This window comes from Winogradskyella sp., from assembly GCF_028282165.1.
GTDB lineage: Bacteria > Bacteroidota > Bacteroidia > Flavobacteriales > Flavobacteriaceae > Winogradskyella.
Genome location: NZ_JANQIM010000034.1, coordinates 62170 through 78833 on the forward strand (window position 1 = coordinate 62170; position 16664 = coordinate 78833).

Annotated in this window: 15 protein-coding genes; 9 read left to right on the forward strand and 6 right to left on the reverse strand. The window is 32.4% G+C overall.

The window, feature by feature from the left end; translation table 11 throughout:
• Positions 1–122 precede the first annotated feature (122 nt).
• Positions 123–1934, forward strand: coding sequence for a beta-lactamase family protein (locus Q0972_RS14155; protein WP_299366668.1), 1812 nt, complete (start codon positions 123–125; stop codon positions 1932–1934).
• Between the two features lie 79 nt (positions 1935–2013).
• Here Q0972_RS14155 and Q0972_RS14160 read toward each other — a convergent pair whose 3' ends face one another.
• The gene (locus Q0972_RS14160; RefSeq protein ID WP_299366669.1) at positions 2014–2550 is read right to left on the reverse strand and encodes a hypothetical protein; all 537 of its coding nucleotides are present in this window, start codon (positions 2548–2550) and stop codon (positions 2014–2016) included.
• Positions 2551–2798: 248 nt separating this feature from the next.
• On the opposite strand from Q0972_RS14160, the gene Q0972_RS17925 reads away from it, so the two are divergent.
• The 6 genes from Q0972_RS17925 to Q0972_RS14185 all read left to right on the forward strand — a co-directional run bounded on the left by Q0972_RS17925 (position 2799) and on the right by Q0972_RS14185 (position 9280).
• Positions 2799–3404 carry a DUF998 domain-containing protein gene (locus Q0972_RS17925; RefSeq protein WP_367182407.1) on the forward strand — a complete coding sequence of 202 codons (606 nt, stop codon included), beginning with the start codon at positions 2799–2801 and terminating at the stop codon, positions 3402–3404.
• A 242-nt stretch (positions 3405–3646) separates the two neighbouring features.
• Entirely contained in the window at positions 3647–4645 is a 999-nt protein-coding gene (locus Q0972_RS14165; protein ID WP_299366670.1) for an AraC family transcriptional regulator, read from the forward strand.
• 221 nt (positions 4646–4866) lie between these two features.
• On the forward strand, positions 4867–5715 hold the full coding sequence (locus Q0972_RS14170) for a helix-turn-helix transcriptional regulator (RefSeq protein WP_299366672.1): 849 nt from the start codon (positions 4867–4869) through the stop codon (positions 5713–5715).
• 277 nt (positions 5716–5992) lie between these two features.
• Positions 5993–7810 carry a dienelactone hydrolase family protein gene (locus Q0972_RS14175; RefSeq protein ID WP_299366674.1) on the forward strand — a complete coding sequence of 606 codons (1818 nt, stop codon included), beginning with the start codon at positions 5993–5995 and terminating at the stop codon, positions 7808–7810.
• 57 nt (positions 7811–7867) lie between these two features.
• Positions 7868–8383 (forward strand): hypothetical protein, encoded by a 516-nt coding sequence (locus tag Q0972_RS14180; RefSeq protein ID WP_299366676.1) that lies wholly within the window; start codon positions 7868–7870, stop codon positions 8381–8383.
• A gap of 102 nt (positions 8384–8485) precedes the next feature.
• Positions 8486–9280 (forward strand): hypothetical protein, encoded by a 795-nt coding sequence (locus Q0972_RS14185; protein WP_299366678.1) that lies wholly within the window; start codon positions 8486–8488, stop codon positions 9278–9280.
• Positions 9281–9335: 55 nt separating this feature from the next.
• Here Q0972_RS14185 and Q0972_RS14190 read toward each other — a convergent pair whose 3' ends face one another.
• Positions 9336–9998 (reverse strand): response regulator transcription factor, encoded by a 663-nt coding sequence (locus Q0972_RS14190; RefSeq protein WP_299366680.1) that lies wholly within the window; start codon positions 9996–9998, stop codon positions 9336–9338.
• Positions 9995–11182, reverse strand: coding sequence for a HAMP domain-containing sensor histidine kinase (locus tag Q0972_RS14195; protein ID WP_299366682.1), 1188 nt, complete (start codon positions 11180–11182; stop codon positions 9995–9997). Before Q0972_RS14195 ends, Q0972_RS14190 begins: the two co-directional genes overlap by 4 nt.
• Before the next feature lie 159 nt (positions 11183–11341).
• On the opposite strand from Q0972_RS14195, the gene Q0972_RS14200 reads away from it, so the two are divergent.
• Together Q0972_RS14200 and Q0972_RS14205 are read left to right on the forward strand one after the other, a co-directional pair.
• Complete coding sequence (locus Q0972_RS14200) at positions 11342–11782, forward strand: nuclear transport factor 2 family protein (RefSeq protein WP_299366684.1); 441 nt, start codon at positions 11342–11344, stop codon at positions 11780–11782.
• Positions 11783–11850: 68 nt separating this feature from the next.
• Complete coding sequence (locus Q0972_RS14205; protein ID WP_299366686.1) at positions 11851–13299, forward strand: serine hydrolase domain-containing protein; 1449 nt, start codon at positions 11851–11853, stop codon at positions 13297–13299.
• A gap of 49 nt (positions 13300–13348) precedes the next feature.
• On the opposite strand, the gene Q0972_RS14210 is transcribed toward Q0972_RS14205, so the two are convergent.
• The 3 genes from Q0972_RS14210 to Q0972_RS14220 form a co-directional block, all read right to left on the reverse strand.
• A complete protein-coding gene (locus Q0972_RS14210) occupies positions 13349–14227 on the reverse strand; it encodes a LytTR family DNA-binding domain-containing protein (protein WP_299366687.1) in 879 nt (292 codons plus the stop codon).
• Positions 14228–14798: 571 nt separating this feature from the next.
• Positions 14799–15479: a LytTR family DNA-binding domain-containing protein gene (locus Q0972_RS14215; protein ID WP_299366689.1), complete on the reverse strand. Its 681-nt coding sequence runs from the start codon at positions 15477–15479 to the stop codon at positions 14799–14801.
• Positions 15476–16513, reverse strand: a complete 1038-nt coding sequence (locus tag Q0972_RS14220; protein WP_299366691.1) for a sensor histidine kinase — start codon at positions 16511–16513, stop codon at positions 15476–15478. The genes Q0972_RS14215 and Q0972_RS14220 overlap by 4 nt, the downstream gene beginning before the upstream one ends.
• Between the last annotated feature and the right edge of the window lie 151 nt (positions 16514–16664).

The following is a 16664-nucleotide window of genomic DNA, read 5'->3' on the forward strand; positions in this document are numbered from 1 at the left end:
AGTATCCACTGAAAAAAGCCGCAGAATAATTTTCTTACACTTGCAAAAAAATATAACGTTTAGCAATTTTTGAAATATTAATACCTATTGTGATAGTTACTTTTAGGCAAAACAGATGTTTTATGAAAAATCTAAAGCTAAAATGTATCTATTTATCTGTCGTATTACTTTTTCTTAACTGTAATACCAAACAAGACACAAATTCCACTACAAATAAGTCAATCGCAACAACAAAAATTCCTGTTGACGGTGGTGATACTTTATCCATTGAACAATTTATGAAAAAGAGTGGGCTTAAAGGTTTGAGCGTTGCAGTATTTGAAGACTATGAGATTATATGGAAAGGCGCATGGGGCGTAAAATACGATGATATACTCCTCGATCAACAAACCGCTTTCTCAACGGCATCAATTTCTAAAGCGATTACAGCATTACTCTTTGCTATCTTGGAAGAAAAAGGGAAAATAGATCTTAAAGTACCCGTAAATACCTACTTAAAGCGATGGAAAATTCCATCGAACTACTATACCTTAGACAATCCAGTTACATTAGAGCATCTTTTAAGTCATACGGCAGGCACCACTCAACACGGCTTTGCGGATTTTTATGAAGGGGATCATATTCCTACCATTTTAGAATCTGTTCAAGGTAAACTTCCTGGATACAATAAAGAGATTGAAATAACATTTGTTCCTGGAACTAAATGGCAGTATAGTGGTGGCGGTTATACTATTGCCATGATGGCTCTTGAAGATCACTTAGGCCAATCTCTAGCTGATCTTGCACAAGAGCATATTTTTACACCATTAGGCCTAATGCATACCACAATGAAACAACCTAATGAAGCTGGATTTTTAACAAACACTGCAAAAGCACATAACGAAAGTGGAGAAGTGATAAAAACGGGATTACCTATTACTCCTCAGGTTTCGGCATCTGGGATGTGGTCTAATCCAACAGATATGTCAGTTTTGCTAATTGAAATTCAAAAAGCACTAAACGGAAAAAAATCAAAGGTTTTCTCGGAAAATGTTGCCAGACGAATTACGGATAGGGTGATTAGAGAACCTCTAGGAGGCTGGAGTCTAGGCTGGGAAAGATGGATGGCCATGGGTAATCTGGACTGGTTCTCTCATGGAGGAGCTAATACTGGTATCGGCGGCAATATCTATGCAACTATGGAGGGTGGTAAAGGCATCGTATTATTTGGGAACGGTCCTAACAACGTACGTGTACCATTACTTGACAAGTTTAGAGATCATATCATTAAAACTCATGGTTGGAAAGTTCCAATAGATCAGAATCTAGTAAAGCCTGTTCCAGAATCGCTCCTTAGTGAAATAATAGGGCGATACCAACATTCGGCTTGGGGAGGAATTGTCTATGTTAAAGAACAAGACCAAAAGCTCTATATAACATTTAACGATGATATGGAACTGATCTATATAGGTAATAACGCCTTTCTTATAGATGAGCTTTCCCATATAGAATTTATACCAAAAGATGATGGCGTCACAGAAATTAGACATGTATGGGATGATAATAGTAAGGGTGACGTAATTATGCGCAAAATCATTGGAAAACTTCCCGTTGAGCTAGCAGAAGAAAACAAATACGACGAAGCTTTGGCCGCCTATATTAAAGTAAAGAATGATACTCCTGAAAACCCCATGGTTCAAGAATCCCAATTGAACAGAATAGGGTATAATTATTTGTCAAAAAAACAATACGAAGCTGCCGTGACTATATTTAAGATTAATACCATTTTATATCCCAATAGCTCAAATACCTATGATAGTTTAGGCGAGGCATATCTAGAGTCTGGTGATACTGTGAATGCTCTTAGATATTATAAAAAGGCTTATGAAATGAATCCTGATAATTCAAACGCGGAAAAAATTATACAAAAGTTGAGTGAGAATAAAACAAGTTAATATCCTCAACTACAGGAATACACCAATGTTATAATTATTGAAGTAACCTTATAAGGACATTTTTTAAAGCTAATAGAATTTATATTCTTAAGCATGTTACTATTCTGTAAGGTATAAACTCGTTGTTTACAAAAATGCCTAATGCCCATTTAAAACCGTTGTTTTTTATATCATAGAATTTTGACATCTCTATGGCACCTTCAACATTAGAGTTATTAGGTTTTCTTGGTATTTCAATTATCTCTTCACCATCTTTCTTGACTTCATATTCAACTTTAATTAAACCTCTAGAAGTAATCCATTTATGTTTTTTAACTACCCATTTATCTGTTATGGAGTCAATTGACCGAATAGAGATTTCTGGATCATCACCATTAATCCATGTTTTATCTTTCAATGACTTACATGATTGCAGACACTCTCCTAACCAAATTCCTTTTTCGACAATCCATATTTTTTTGTCATAAGCTATAGAATCTATTCTTTCAAATTTTCCGATTAGAAAATTAAAAAGCGAATCGTTGTTAACTATCGATCTTTCTGAACCGCATTTACCCTTGGCATTGATATTAAGTGATAACAATAAGCCTAAAACAATAAGAAAATTCTTTTTCATAGATAACTTAAAGTAATTATAAGTTCAATACTTACTTTGCATGACAACAATGATTGTTTTTCTACATTGAGATTTCTAAACCTAAACAAACCTAAAGTACGGAAGGTTTCAAAAATTGCTAAATTGAAACTGCTGATGAAATTATTTAAAGTTAGGTTACATAAGCATATCATTACCAAATCAAGTATCGTTCATATTCGATATGTAACAAAAGCCCCCATTAAATCGTCGATACAAAAAGCTAGGCAATGAACAATAAAATTTTACTACATCTAGGATGGATAACTTCGACATTATTTATTCTTGGGACAATCATTTTTGCCTTACTACTACAAGACTATAGTCAAATTTCTCAAACAATAAGTGAAATTGGGGAACAGGGTTCTCTATTAAGAAATGAATGGCAACTTTTCTCAATAGGAACTAGTTGTTTATTGTTGTTGTTTTCAATCGGACTTATTCGTTTTTCAGTTGAGCATAAGCTATCGATTGTTCCATGCATTTTTTTATTACTCTTCAGCTTATCAGAAATAGCTATTGGATTTTTTCCTTCTCCACACTACTTGCATAATATTTTTGGGTTATCTTTAATAATAGGATATTTTTCACCTCTCCTTTTTGCTCTAAAATGGCGTAACCAACTCGGCACTAGTTTTATAACGTTTTCAATCTATGCCTTTATTATTATCATTTCTGGAGTAATAATGAATTTATTGCCAATTTTTGTGGATTCTAGTTTTCTTATTGAAAACTACGGAATTATACAGAGATACTTAATATATTCATTTTACACGTACTGTGCTTATGTTAGTATTCGATCGATAAACAGAATAAGAACTAAGAAAAGTAATTAACCAAGTTATTTGTAAACGAACTATTTTAATAGATTTCATTTTAAGCCGAAAATTAGCTAGCAACTCAGAATCAGTCAGCTAAGGTTTTTAAAAATTGACAATCTAAGATGTTAGTTATGGTAGATTAAGAAAACCTTTTCTGCCTTAAATAAATAAGAGCAATTAGTTAATTTTACGATTAAATAAGATTTAAAACTTTCGATTTTGAATTGTATCTATTCATGCTTTAAATAATCTTAATCATGCTTTTAACAAAGCAAGTTATATTCATATTAGTTGGTATACAAGGTATACTACTTGGAGGCTTTCTACTTACAAAGAAATCTAATCAGTTTAAACTTCTTGCAGCTATAACATTAATTATTGCCATTGATTGTCTTAGTCATGTTAGTTGGATTAATGAAATAATACATCTTATTAATCATGGAAATCTTTTTGCATTGGGGCCATTGACATTTGTATTTTACGAATCCTTAAGAAAGAAACGACTTTTTACATCTTTTTTAGTTCATTTAACTCCCTTTTTCATCTTAAAGGTGTGCTTTATCGCAATTGAATTACTTCATCTAAAAATTGAAAGCTCATTAAGCACGTATATGTCTTTTTTAATGGCAATCTATAACATTGTGTATAGTGTGGTTTTGATTTTTATTTTATACAAAGAGCAATCAAACGATATTTCTAAAAAAAAGCTATTGTATATTTCATTGATTTTTTTGTTTGGTTGGTTAGTTGCTCTTGTCGCAAGAATATCGGATATATACATTAACCCAAACCAAGCCCTATTATGGAGTATAACCTATGTAGTATCAGGAGTTCTGGTCTATTATTTAACGTTAAGCTTCCTTTTAAATCCTCGTGTTTTTGCAGATTCTACATACTCGTACTATAAAAACAAAAACCTTGAAAATAGATTGATTAGTATAATGGAAAGTGAACAATTGTATTTAGACCCTAGTATTAATCGCGATAGTTTAGCATCCAAGCTTGGCATAAGTGCTCATGAATTATCGTTTGTTTTAAACAAAAAACTAAATATTACTTTTAATGATCTAATCAACAGTTACAGAATAAAATATTGTATAAACTATATCGAATCCGATTCTAAGATAAAAACTTTATCTGCTATTGGTCTTGATTGTGGGTTTGGTTCTAAAACAACTTTTCAAAGGGCTTTTAAAAAGCATACGGGCTTAACTCCAAAGGAATTTTTAAAAAAAGACGACCAAAAAACCAATTGAGTTAATTATTTGGTTTTCTTGAAAAACACTTTGTAATTATTAACTGGAAAAACAGTGTTCTTAATTGAATAATTCTTGTTTTGTACTCTACTAGCACTACATAAATATACCAATCGAAAACAAATTAAAGCCTTAGGGAATACTGTTAAATAGTTGTAATATTAAAAGTTTATTTATATTTTTTTATTTTTTAAGAAAAATCATCAATCAAAATCAATTTAATGGATATCAAAGAAATCATCAAGATTAACAATGGAGGTAATCATATTCTCCATACCAAGGTTAACAAAAAAGAAATCAACATATCAAATTCTGGTTATTCCATAAAACTACCACAACAAGGAATAGAACACTACAAGGTAGAAGGCAAAACTTACTCGGTAAAAAATGGTTCGTTTATGCTTACAACAAAAGGGCAAAGCATTAAGACAACTATTGATCATGAATTTGATGTGATAGGCAAATGTATTTATCTAGATGGCCAATTGGTCAATGAGGTATATTCAGACATAATGCAGGGGAATATTTCTATCTTTAATAATTCCGCTAAGGATAGATTCCATCTTCAACACGGCCAGTATAGGCTCGAAAATGACGACTTTAGTCGACTATTGAAAGTAATGGTTTTAAAAAATAAAAATGCATTTACACATGAATGTTATTACAATTTAGCATTTGAGTTATTCAAACACCAGATTGGTGTAAATGAAATAATGAATAAGCTAAACGTGAAGAATACCGCTACCTTGAATGAGTTGAAGAGAAGGGCCAATATAGCAAAAGACTACATAAATGATAATTACAATAAAAATATTAGCATAAACTGTATTAGTGAAAATTCTTATCTGTCTAAGTTTTATTTAATTAGAACATTTAAGAATATGTTTAACGAAACACCCTACAACTATTTAATAAGAGTAAGACTCTCTAAGGCTTGCGATATGATGAAAACAACCGATTTAACCTTAGAAGACATAGCACTGATAACCGGATTTAAAGACAAACAGAATCTAACCAGGAACCTCCAAAAGCATAATTATAAAATAGATCGAGAGCTATTTCTTGCTTAAAACGACATATTCAGTTTTCGTATAATAACTGTAGCATAAAAATTATTTGGAGTTAAAATCTAGTGTCACTAGATAGAATATCTTTCAAATATAATTATATATGTTGTATACACTTTTGCCCTATTCTTAGTGTTTTTTCAGTGTAAACAATAATTCCTCGTTTCTAATTATTTAGCAATTTTTGAAATTATTAGATCGTAAATCATTTGTTTTTTTAATGAAACATGGAATAGCTTTTTTTGATTTTGGCAGCAATACAGTATAATAAAACAAAAAAATGAAATATATATTCTCTTTAGCTTTAAGTTTAATAAGCCTTATTAATATTTATGCCCAAAATAAAATTACCAAACACCTTGAATTTGGAAAATATCATATAGGATATAAGGTAATACACATCTATGACCATAGCCGATCATACTTTTCCAAGTATGATTATTATGGAAACAGAACAGAATACCCAATCGGTCGACCCATTCAAATTTCCATTTGGTATCCATCTCAAAAAAGCAAAAAATCATATTCGGTTCTTTACCAAGATTACCTTGGCCATACCTCATCAGAAATAGATTTTGAAAAGAATACAGAAAAGGATAGAAAAACGACCATTGATACATTCATTAACTCAATAGACGGTAAATCAAAACAAGAACAACTAAAAGAACTTCTGAGCAGTAAAACACATGCTCATTTTAATGGGCAAGAACTTAATATTGAGTTCCCAATAATTCTTTATGCACCGCCGATGAACACTTCTGCGATTGATAATAGTATTATATGCGAGTTTCTAGCAAGTAAAGGATATGTTGTATTATCTACAATGTCTAAGGGAGAATACACCCAACTGCACCAAAGAACAATAAGATCAGTTAATGTTCAAGCAGAGGATCTGGGCTTTTTATTAGACTATGCGCAAAACAATTATGCCACTGATAAGGTTGGCGTATTTGGTTTTAGCCTTGGAGGATTAGCAAACATTATATTTGCTTCAAAGAACAAGTCTGTTGATGCTACAGTTTCACTAGATGGTTCCATTATGTCAAAGGGATGGTTAAACGATTTTAAGAATAGTGAACTCTACGCTCCCAAAGCCTTTACTTCAAACTTGCTATTTATTGGTAAAAATCTAAAAGCTCCAAATCAAAACCCTTCTACATTTTTAGATAGTGTAAAATATGCCGATAAAGCACTTATAAGATATGATATTGAGGAACATAGCTATTTCTCTGGTCTGTACCTTCTATATGGTATGATTAATAATACAAAGCTTGCAAATACCGAGAAAGAAATGAATTATAGATTTTATGCAGAAATGACAGAATACATAGGATACTTTTTTGATGAATACCTAAAGGGAATCGAAAATTTTAAAGAATACGAGCATAAGAGTTATGATTTTAGTTTTAGTTTTGAGAAAGGCAATAGAGTCCCTTTAAATCCTAATACTGTTGGCCAGTTGATAGTTGACAAAGGCTTTAGCTACGTTAATACGATTATCGATTCCACATTGATATATGAAAAAGACTATTTATCGTCGTTTGATTGGAGAAGCTTAGTACAAACCGCTAAAAACTTAAAAAGTAGCTACAGGATAGATGAATCTATCCAAACCTTATTATTGGCTGACAAAGTATTTCCAAGTTGGTATGTTATCCATAACCATTTGGGGAAATTATACCTAGAGAAAAAAGACATCGCTTTAGCTGAAAATCATTTCCGCATCGCTCTAGAGGACAACCCTAAAGATGTCAAAAGTTTGGAAGCTCTAAAACAATTGAAAAAGTCAACTCCAGATTATCACGTTAGTAAGATAGAAGATATAAAACCTTATTTAGGAAAATATATCGTGGATGAAGAAAGGTACCGAGAAATATACCTTAAAAATGGTAACGTCTATCTCAAATCAAATTATTGGGATGAGCCCCTTGTGCTTTGGCCTTACCGAACGGATTTGTTCTTAGTTGAAAGTGACAATCCTGGATCTAATATGCAAGTCTTATTTCAATTTAACGAAAAGGGAGCAGTAGTTTCGATGAGTATCCGTGGTTTAAATTCTGGTAGAATAAACGTTCCAGACCAAAAGGAAAAACCTTAGCTTTTTGCACCACTAGAATCTTATTCTTAAAATGATAACCCTTAATACCTTATAATCATGAAAAAAATACTAATTGCTGTTTTATTCATCGTGATCAATTCTTGCGATCAAAATGATTCAAAAGATCAAAAAAAAGATAATGATTTTCTTTCTTCGCAGCTAAAAGAAATGATCAATGAAAGGGAAAAAGCCATGATAAATAAAGACATTGAAACTGCAATGTCACAATTTTCGGAAGATATATCTTGGATCAACTCTCAAGGTTATTATTTTGAAGGTAAAAAAGAAGTAAGGAGGTTTCATGCATACTTAGCAGGCAATGATTCATTAGACTATTACTATAAAGCTGGCAAACCTAGAATCAGAATCATTGACTCTAAGAATGCTCTGGCTTATTATTCCTGGAAAATGTTTTGGTATAAAAAATCTAACCCTTTAGATACCGTAAATAGAGAAATAGGACTTATGACCCTAACTGCCCAAAAAAATGAAAGCAAATGGCAATGGATTGCCGTGACAAATCAACACACACCTTGGTTTTATGACATAATTGAGAATGTTACCATAGATTAAAGACTGTATGCATAAGTAAATTTAACCGATAATTAAACAGATACTAGGGTTGAAAATGTAGCAAATAATGCACTCAATCGTCTTATAGTAAAAGACCAAACCATGAAAAATCAAACGTTTTCAATTCTATTGTTTTCTATTTTATCAATTACTGTTTTGACTAGTTTCACAATATTTCAAAACAATTGGATCATTGAAAAGCACGAAGGCTATGCTTTGTGCTACACAGACATGGATAGAGCTAATATTTCTGAGTACCAGAGCTATTTTGAAAAAGGCAAAACGTCTGTAGAGAAGTTTTTTAGCAATCCTTTTAAAACTGATTTTTCAATATACATTCATCCTTCTCGCAAATCTTTAGACAGCACATGGCAGAAAAATTGGAATATGCCAAACTTTAAATCTCAATGTTGGATGGTTGCCAGTGGCGTTTCAAATCAGCTAGATATTATATCTCCAAAAAAGTGGGAGAGCCTTGCATGCGAGCATATTTATTCGGACTCAACTAAAACACAAAATCTAATTACCCACGAATTGGTTCATGTATATCACGGGCAATATAATGTAAGTCCAGATTTTAGTGACGTTGTAGGTATAGATTGGTTTGTTGAAGGCCTAGCGGTATACGCTTCTGGTCAATGTGATTCAATAAGAATCAAAGACGTTAAAAGCGCTTTATCAGAAGGTGAAATTCCAGAGAAACTAGCTAATTTCTGGTCTGGCAAGCTTAAGTATGGACTTTCAGGGACGTTAGTAATGTATTTAGATAAAGCCTATGGTAGAGAACAACTCATCTCTTTACTAACATATAACAATCTCAAAGAAATAACTGAAACGCTAGGTGTTACAGAAGATGATATGTTGAGTGGATGGAAAACATTTATGGATGAGTTGTAACTTCTATTCGCAAAAAAGAGGATTTACAAAACCCATAGAACGAAGCGTAGTACCCTCAACAAATAAGGATAAAACCTTTTCCATGGATATTCTTAATCTCTATGGAGTGGTCTCGGCTTAAATACTTACGCAATTTTGAAATAAAAACATCCATACTTCTACGGTTAAAATAATCATTATCTCCCCATATTTTTTTCAACATCGCATCTCTAGAAACGATTTTATTTTGGTACTTACAGAGTTCTAATAAAATCAAAGATTCCCTCTGTGTTAGTCTTAATGTATCACCATTAATAGTTAGTGTTTGATTTGAGTGATCAAACGCGTAATCTCCTATTGAATACTCTATTTTTTGGTTAACTTCAGAATATCTGCTTAAAATTGCGCGAATCCTGGCTATTAATTCTTCTTCATCAACAGGCTTTACCAAATAATCATCCGCTCCTATTTTAAAAGCTTTTAGCTTATCTACCTTCAACGACTTTGCCGTTAAGAATAACAAAGGTATGTTCGATATACTCCGAATATATTTTGCTACTTCAAACCCATCTTTAACAGGAAGCATCAAATCCAAAATGCATATATCTGCATCCGTAAAATTGGCTATGGCATCCTGCCCATCGGTCTCAAGCTGAACATCAAAGTTGTTCAACTCTAAATACTCTTTTAATATATAGCCTAAATTAGGATCGTCCTCTACAAGATATACTTTTTTCATACGACCGGAAATACGATTTTAATTTGTGTGCCATCTTTGCCTTCAGCTAAGACAGAACCATTGAATTGCTCTACAACCATCTTCACATAAGACAACCCTATACCATACCCCTTAATATTATGAATATTTTCCGTGTTCACTCTATAGAACTCATTAAATACATTTTTTTGATCCCTCTTCGAAATTCCAATCCCATTATCTGCAAAGATCATGATAATATTTTTTCCAGTGTTTACTGTTGTAATAGTAAATTCTAAATCCTTTTCTGAATACTTCATAGAATTATCAAAAATATTATAGGCCACATTTTTTAAATGCATTGGATCCATTTCTATAAAATACTCAGTAGCCTCAAAACGTTTAGAGATATCAACATTTTTCCCTATCAATTTTAACTCTTCAATAAGCGTGTCGAGAATGCTATGCACGTCTATGATTTCCTTAGAAAACTCAATCTTTCCTGATTTTAATAAGCTTGTTTCCAGCACTCGATTTGTGTTGTTCTTTAACCGCTCATTTTCGCTATAAATAAGGTTTAAATACCGTTTTAATTTTTCATCCTTTTTAAAGATATCAAATTCAAACATGGTTTTAACAGCAACAGAAATAGAGAAGATAGGAGTCTTTAATTCATGAGTCATTGTATTGATAAACTGCTCCTTGGTTTTGGAAAATTTGTACTGCTTAATCAACATAAAGATGGTGTAGTACGAAGATATAATCAATAAAACTGTAAACAGTATGGAAACCAATATATGAATCCACATTTTTTGTAGGAAGTACCATATACCGTAGCTGGGAAAACCCAACTTTACAATGATATTGTCTGTTCTTAAACTTGTAGAGTATTTAGATTCAAACGTATCTCCTAAGACAAAACTAGGCCGAAATCTGTTATAGATCGAATATTTGACATTCTTAAGTCTAGTGTACGAGGCTATTTTCTTTTCCAATAACGGAAACCTCTTTTTGTAACGCCTTTCTGAGAGCAATCTACGAAACTCTTCCGGAAGCGGTTCGCCTGGATCTAGAGCTTCTCTAATATTTTTCAAAAGCAAAGAAACTTCATCATCAAAGATTTCTCTTCTTTCATTGTAGGTGGTCTTAAGAAATAATATCTGAATTACAATCAAAACGATTAATGAAACAGTAGTAAAACCAAATACAATTTTGATTCTATTCATTTTCGAAATTAAAATTACATATAACAATATACATTATTTCATTTAAGTAAAACGCCGTTAACATCTCACTAACACTGTTTAACTTCTCGTTAACCTATCGATAACCCATATTGATAAAAACGACCTATATCTTTGGTCTGAAACCATTTAATATACTACATGAAAACATCACTTGTTACAATTGTACTGTTCCTTTTTACCATTATAGTAGCTGCCCAAAATAAGGACGTAAACAGTAAAGCAGTTGAAAAAACAGTTTTAAACTATATTGAAAATTTTTTCGAAAACAATTTCGATGAAATGAATAAATCATTACATCCCCGACTTGCTAAAAGGGGCTTAAATCAGGATGGTTCTACCTTGAGTGAAGATTTTCCTCCCGAAAAATTAAAAGAACTGATGTCTACAAAACCAAAGTTTTTACGAGAACGCCAAAATAATGCTGTAGAGAATATTTCCATTTTTGGAAACATGGCCAGCGCATCTCTAATTACTGGATACCCAACTGTGAGGTGGGTTGAATATATTCATCTTGTAAAGCTAAAAGGTGAATGGAAAATCATTAATGTGTTTTGGGAATTCGCAAAGAAGGAAAAGTAAAATCAGTATAAAGATAGACCCATCTTATTAGCTTAAGTATCAACAGTTAACTCCTCAAAGCTTCAATTATGAAGAAAATTTTTATGCTATGTGCACTGCTAACCATGGCATCTGCTCAGCAAACAATCAGTGCTCAATCTACCTCAGACAAAATTGATGAAGTCATGGGGCTATATCATCAATATGGCTTATTTTCTGGGACTATTTTAGTTGCAGAAAATGGAAAGCCTATTTATCAAAATGCATTTGGTTTGGCCGATTTGGAGTTCGATTTACCCCATAGAACAGACATGAGATTTATTTTGGGATCTATTACAAAGCAATTTACAGCGGTATTAGTTTTGCAAATGGTTGAGGATGGAAAAATAAAACTAGACGATCCCATAAGTAATTACATCCCAAATTATCCTACATCTAGAGGAAATGACATTACAGTTCACCATCTATTGAGTCACTCCTCTGGTTTACAGCATTGGGGAGGCATTGATGACTTTTTACTCAGTAAAGCTCGTCTTCACCACGAAAAAGACTCTATTATGACCATGTTTGCAACTTTAGAAGAACGTAATATACCAGGTGAACGATTTCGATATAGCAGTATAGGATACTATTTGCTTGGGATGATTTTAGAAAATGTATCGGGTAAAACATACGAAGCGTTGCTTCAGCAAAAAATATTTGATCCTTTAAACATGATAAACTCGTCCTTTTCTAACTCAAATGAAATTATCAAAAACCGAGTGACTCCTTATCGGTATAATTTCCTTACAGCGAAGTATGATAATGCAGAGTATAGAGATCCATCCACAACCTATTCTACAGGAGGAATTATAGCAACAGCCGAAGATTTATTGAAGTGGGATCAGGCACTTTACACCTATCAATTACTATCTAAAGAATCCATTGAGCTGCTATTAAAACCAAATTTTGACAGGTATTCGTATGGATTCCATGTTAATCTTAGGGGCGAACACTCGGACTTAAATGTTCGATGGCATGGAGGTTTGGTAACGGGCTATCGGTCGCAGATTACGCGATTGATCGACGAAAATAAAACCATTATTATACTTACCAATAGAAGAGATACGGATACAAATGGAATAACCAATAAAATCGTGAGTATCTTGATGAGCAGAGATTACGAGCTTCCAAAAAAATCGCTATTCAAACTAATCTTAGAAAAAACAGCAAGTGAATCTGTGGAAAATGCAATTTCTACTGTAGAGCACTTAATAAAAATAAAATCTAATGAATACATATTACAAGACATAGAAATAGCACGTGCTGGCTTGGAATTAAAAAGTGATGGTGCCTACGAAAAGTCACTAAAGTTAATGCAAGCTATTATTGATTTCTTTCCAAATACTGCTTACAGAGCATTTTTACAATTTCAAATTTCCCAAAGCTATTCTGAGCTTAAAAACGGAACAAAAGCCATCGAGTATGCTAAAAAGGTTTTGGAAGCTGACCCAAATCATCAAGGCGCAAATAGCATTCTAAATCAGTGGTCAAATTGATAAGCTTAGGTAATATTTTATTAATTTATATCATTCTTGAGGTAATATATCAATCTATAGAGATTTTATAAGAATCGAAAATTTGTTGTTTCAATACATTGAGCTTAGATCTAGAAATCGGAATTTTTATGTCAGAATCCAGTATCAACACCGCTGTTCTCGAATTGCCAACGATCTCCGTGACCTTATTGGCATTAACAATAAATGAATTATGACATCTTAAGAACTCATGATATATATTTAACTGTGACTCTATCTTCTTTAGGGACACCTTAATTTCCTTTTCTCTTAGTTCGTTATTGACCATATAGTTCACTATGGCGAATTTTCCCCTACTTTCAAAATAGAGTACATTAGTATCTGGAATGATAAGTTCCTCATTGGCTCTCTCCCCTGATATAACTATTCTGTTCTCACGATGTAAGCTGCTACTTACTTCCTTAATTTCTATAACCTGTCTATAGTAGGTCAAAAAGTCTACCATCTTTAATAAGATAAACAACCCATACCCTATTATAAAGTTGGCATAAAAACATAGTTTAATATAATCTTCAATAAGCTGTGCATTGTAGAATACCTTGCACACAAAATGCGCATACCCAATAGTAATAAGGCTAGAAATAAACAACATAAAGGTAACGAACACTAATTCTGTCTTAAGTTTCCACTCTTTTATAGAGACTGAGATTAAAGGTACAAACACCTTGATGGCGAGTACATAAATAACAAGAGGAATCGTAGCGAAAATAAGTGAGAAAATAACCGCCCAAATATCACTATATGCAGCGAGCGTAAAAGGTTTTATTAGCCAAAGGAAAAAGAACAATACGGCAGATAACAAACAGGTAGAGCGTATGGGTCTGTAATACGAAAAAAACACAATCGATTCCGTATTCAGTAATGAATATAGTTTACTTAACCACTTCATAATATTATGAAAAAGCTTTACGATGATACTATAGTCTAAATAGGGGTAAACTGAATTCAAAAGTCAAATAGTAAACAAGTCTAATATTCTATATACCTAGCCTACTTTCTGATGCAAAATTATCGTTCAACTTATCTTTGCAGTAATACTCCTGAATCTGAAGAACTCATTTAAAGTGTAGTTTCAGGAAGCACAATGTCTACTCTAAATAGTGCAAAACGACACTACTTAAAAGCACAATAGCAGTATCATCCTTATTGCTTTCATCTCAAAGAGACACAAATAAGGATAACTAAAAAATTCTGTTCTAAATGTCTGTTTCTCATATGTTATTAAGTATAGGTTATTACTTACTATAGCTGCCAATACTTTAAACATATCTCAAAGAAAAATAGGTCGGAGTGAATAGCATGGTGCCTTTTTAATGGAGCTAAGGCAGCATAAAGACCTTTTTCTTTAGTTTGTTAGACACAGAAGTGATCCCTAAAGTCACAAAAAAGTAAAAAAAGAAGAAAATAATTTAATTTTACCTGTTGCCAAACACCTTACAACAGCTTAAATTACAGTAGTCTTAAGAATTTAATCTCTTCAAAAAATCATCTTTGTAAGTAGCACTAATTGGGATGTAATTTTTGCCAATAACAATTCTATTGCGTTCAATAAAATCAATTTTATTCAATGCAATGATATATGATTTGTGCACTCTAATAAAAAGATTTTGCGGTAGTACTCGCTCAAAGTGCTTCATATTTTCTAGTGTGAGCGTTTTGTGTTTCGAACCTTGAATAACAACATAATCTCCTAGTCCTTTAAAAAACAAGATGTCATCAAAATTGACTTTTTGCAGTCTATATTCTGTTTTAACAAACATATAATCTTGCTTTGATTGTAGCTCAACCTGTGTATTTCTTTTTTTGACTTTTTCAAAAGCCTTATAAAACCGCTCAAAAGTAATCGGCTTTAACAAATAGTCTATGGCTTCCAATTCGAAGCCCTCGATAGCATGTTCGGAATAACCAGTGGTAAAAACAATGTTTATGTCGGAAGGTAAAATTTTAGCTAATTGTATGCCACTTAACTCTGCCATTTGGATATCTAAAAATATGATATCCACGTTTTCGGTTTGAATCCTTTTAAGGGCTTCTAAAGGGTTTTTAAATGCACCCAATAGATTTAAATCATCGATTTTCTCAATGTACTCCTTGAGTAAGTTTAAGGCTAAAGGTTCGTCATCAACAATTAAACAGTTCATTTTATTGGAATTTCAAGTTCTGCTAGAAATTTATTGTCACTTTTTGACGTATTAAAGTACATATTTCCATCGAATACTATATCTAGACGCTTTTCTAGGTTTTTAAGTCCAATGCCACCAACATTGTCTTTTACCTTATCTATATAGGTGTTTTCTACACTGTAGTTAAGCTTACCATCTTTAGCTATTATACGTATAGTTATTGGATTATTTTTATCTGTTACCAAGCCATGCTTAATGGCATTTTCTACAAAAGGAATAAAAAGAAATTGTGGTACTCTTGCCTTTGGCATCTTTATATCAGTCGTAAGAGTAACGGAATAATCCTCATCGTACCGCAAGGATTCAAGTTCAATATAATTCTGTAACTGTTCAAACTCATTATTCAATTGAGAATCTGTCTTGTTTTCATAAAGTGAATATCGCAATAATTGTGAAAGTCTATCAATAGCTATTAATGCCTTTTCAGATTTTACAAATACTAAAGAATAGATGTTATTGAGCATGTTAAACAAAAAATGAGGGCTAGATTGTGAGCGTAAAAATGCTAATTCCATTTTCTGTTTTTCTTCTCGCATTTCTAGCGCGCGCTCAGTATTGTATTTAGAGAGTTGAATAAAGTACAATACGGCACCTAAAACAGAATGCAATGTAGCCATATAAAGATTATCTTTAAGATAGTTGGCGTAGGTTACATTTTCGCCATAATTACTGACACCAGTATAGTGTGTTAAGATCACTTCCTCAAAAAAATAGCGCCCTGCAATTGTAGGCATCCATAGAATAATAATTAGCAATAGTATTATGCCTAACGGTTTACGCTTATAAAACTTAAATAGTACAGTATAGGCAGCCAATACATATAAAGAAAATAATGAAAACGTACTTACGAAAACCATATAGAATATGGGGTTTTTAAGTAAGCTAACTATAACATCCCAAGTTACCGTACTACCGATAGTCTCTCTTAGTGCATCTACTAAAAAAAAGAAAAGGAAATACCATTTAAGTACATATGTCAATTTATACTTCATATTGTAAAGTTAGCTTAAACGACTATATCTCAACAGGTCACATCGATAAGTTTGGAAATTTCATCGGTGAAATCGAACCATAAAAAGTCAACGATGAATTTGCCTGCATCATAGATTGCCTTTTCTACTCTTCTATACAATTTTCAAGTTT

Bases quoted from the DNA above. Each gene is read 5' to 3' on its own strand.
- Q0972_RS14160 (WP_299366669.1), bottom strand. From the start codon at position 2,550: ATGAAAAAGAATTTTCTTATTGTTTTAGGCTTATTGTTATCACTTAAT.
- Q0972_RS14185 (WP_299366678.1), top strand. From the start codon at position 8,486: ATGAAAAATCAAACGTTTTCAATTCTATTGTTTTCTATTTTATCAATT.
- Q0972_RS14170 (WP_299366672.1), top strand. From the start codon at position 4,867: ATGGATATCAAAGAAATCATCAAGATTAACAATGGAGGTAATCATATT.
- Q0972_RS14180 (WP_299366676.1), top strand. From the start codon at position 7,868: ATGAAAAAAATACTAATTGCTGTTTTATTCATCGTGATCAATTCTTGC.
- Q0972_RS14195 (WP_299366682.1), bottom strand. From the start codon at position 11,182: ATGAATAGAATCAAAATTGTATTTGGTTTTACTACTGTTTCATTAATC.
- Q0972_RS14220 (WP_299366691.1), bottom strand. From the start codon at position 16,513: ATGAAGTATAAATTGACATATGTACTTAAATGGTATTTCCTTTTCTTT.
- Q0972_RS14215 (WP_299366689.1), bottom strand. From the start codon at position 15,479: ATGAACTGTTTAATTGTTGATGACGAACCTTTAGCCTTAAACTTACTC.
- Q0972_RS17925 (WP_367182407.1), top strand. From the start codon at position 2,799: ATGAACAATAAAATTTTACTACATCTAGGATGGATAACTTCGACATTA.
- Q0972_RS14200 (WP_299366684.1), top strand. From the start codon at position 11,342: ATGAAAACATCACTTGTTACAATTGTACTGTTCCTTTTTACCATTATA.
- Q0972_RS14165 (WP_299366670.1), top strand. From the start codon at position 3,647: ATGCTTTTAACAAAGCAAGTTATATTCATATTAGTTGGTATACAAGGT.
- Q0972_RS14155 (WP_299366668.1), top strand. From the start codon at position 123: ATGAAAAATCTAAAGCTAAAATGTATCTATTTATCTGTCGTATTACTT.
- Q0972_RS14190 (WP_299366680.1), bottom strand. From the start codon at position 9,998: ATGAAAAAAGTATATCTTGTAGAGGACGATCCTAATTTAGGCTATATA.
- Q0972_RS14205 (WP_299366686.1), top strand. From the start codon at position 11,851: ATGAAGAAAATTTTTATGCTATGTGCACTGCTAACCATGGCATCTGCT.
- Q0972_RS14210 (WP_299366687.1), bottom strand. From the start codon at position 14,227: ATGAAGTGGTTAAGTAAACTATATTCATTACTGAATACGGAATCGATT.
- Q0972_RS14175 (WP_299366674.1), top strand. From the start codon at position 5,993: ATGAAATATATATTCTCTTTAGCTTTAAGTTTAATAAGCCTTATTAAT.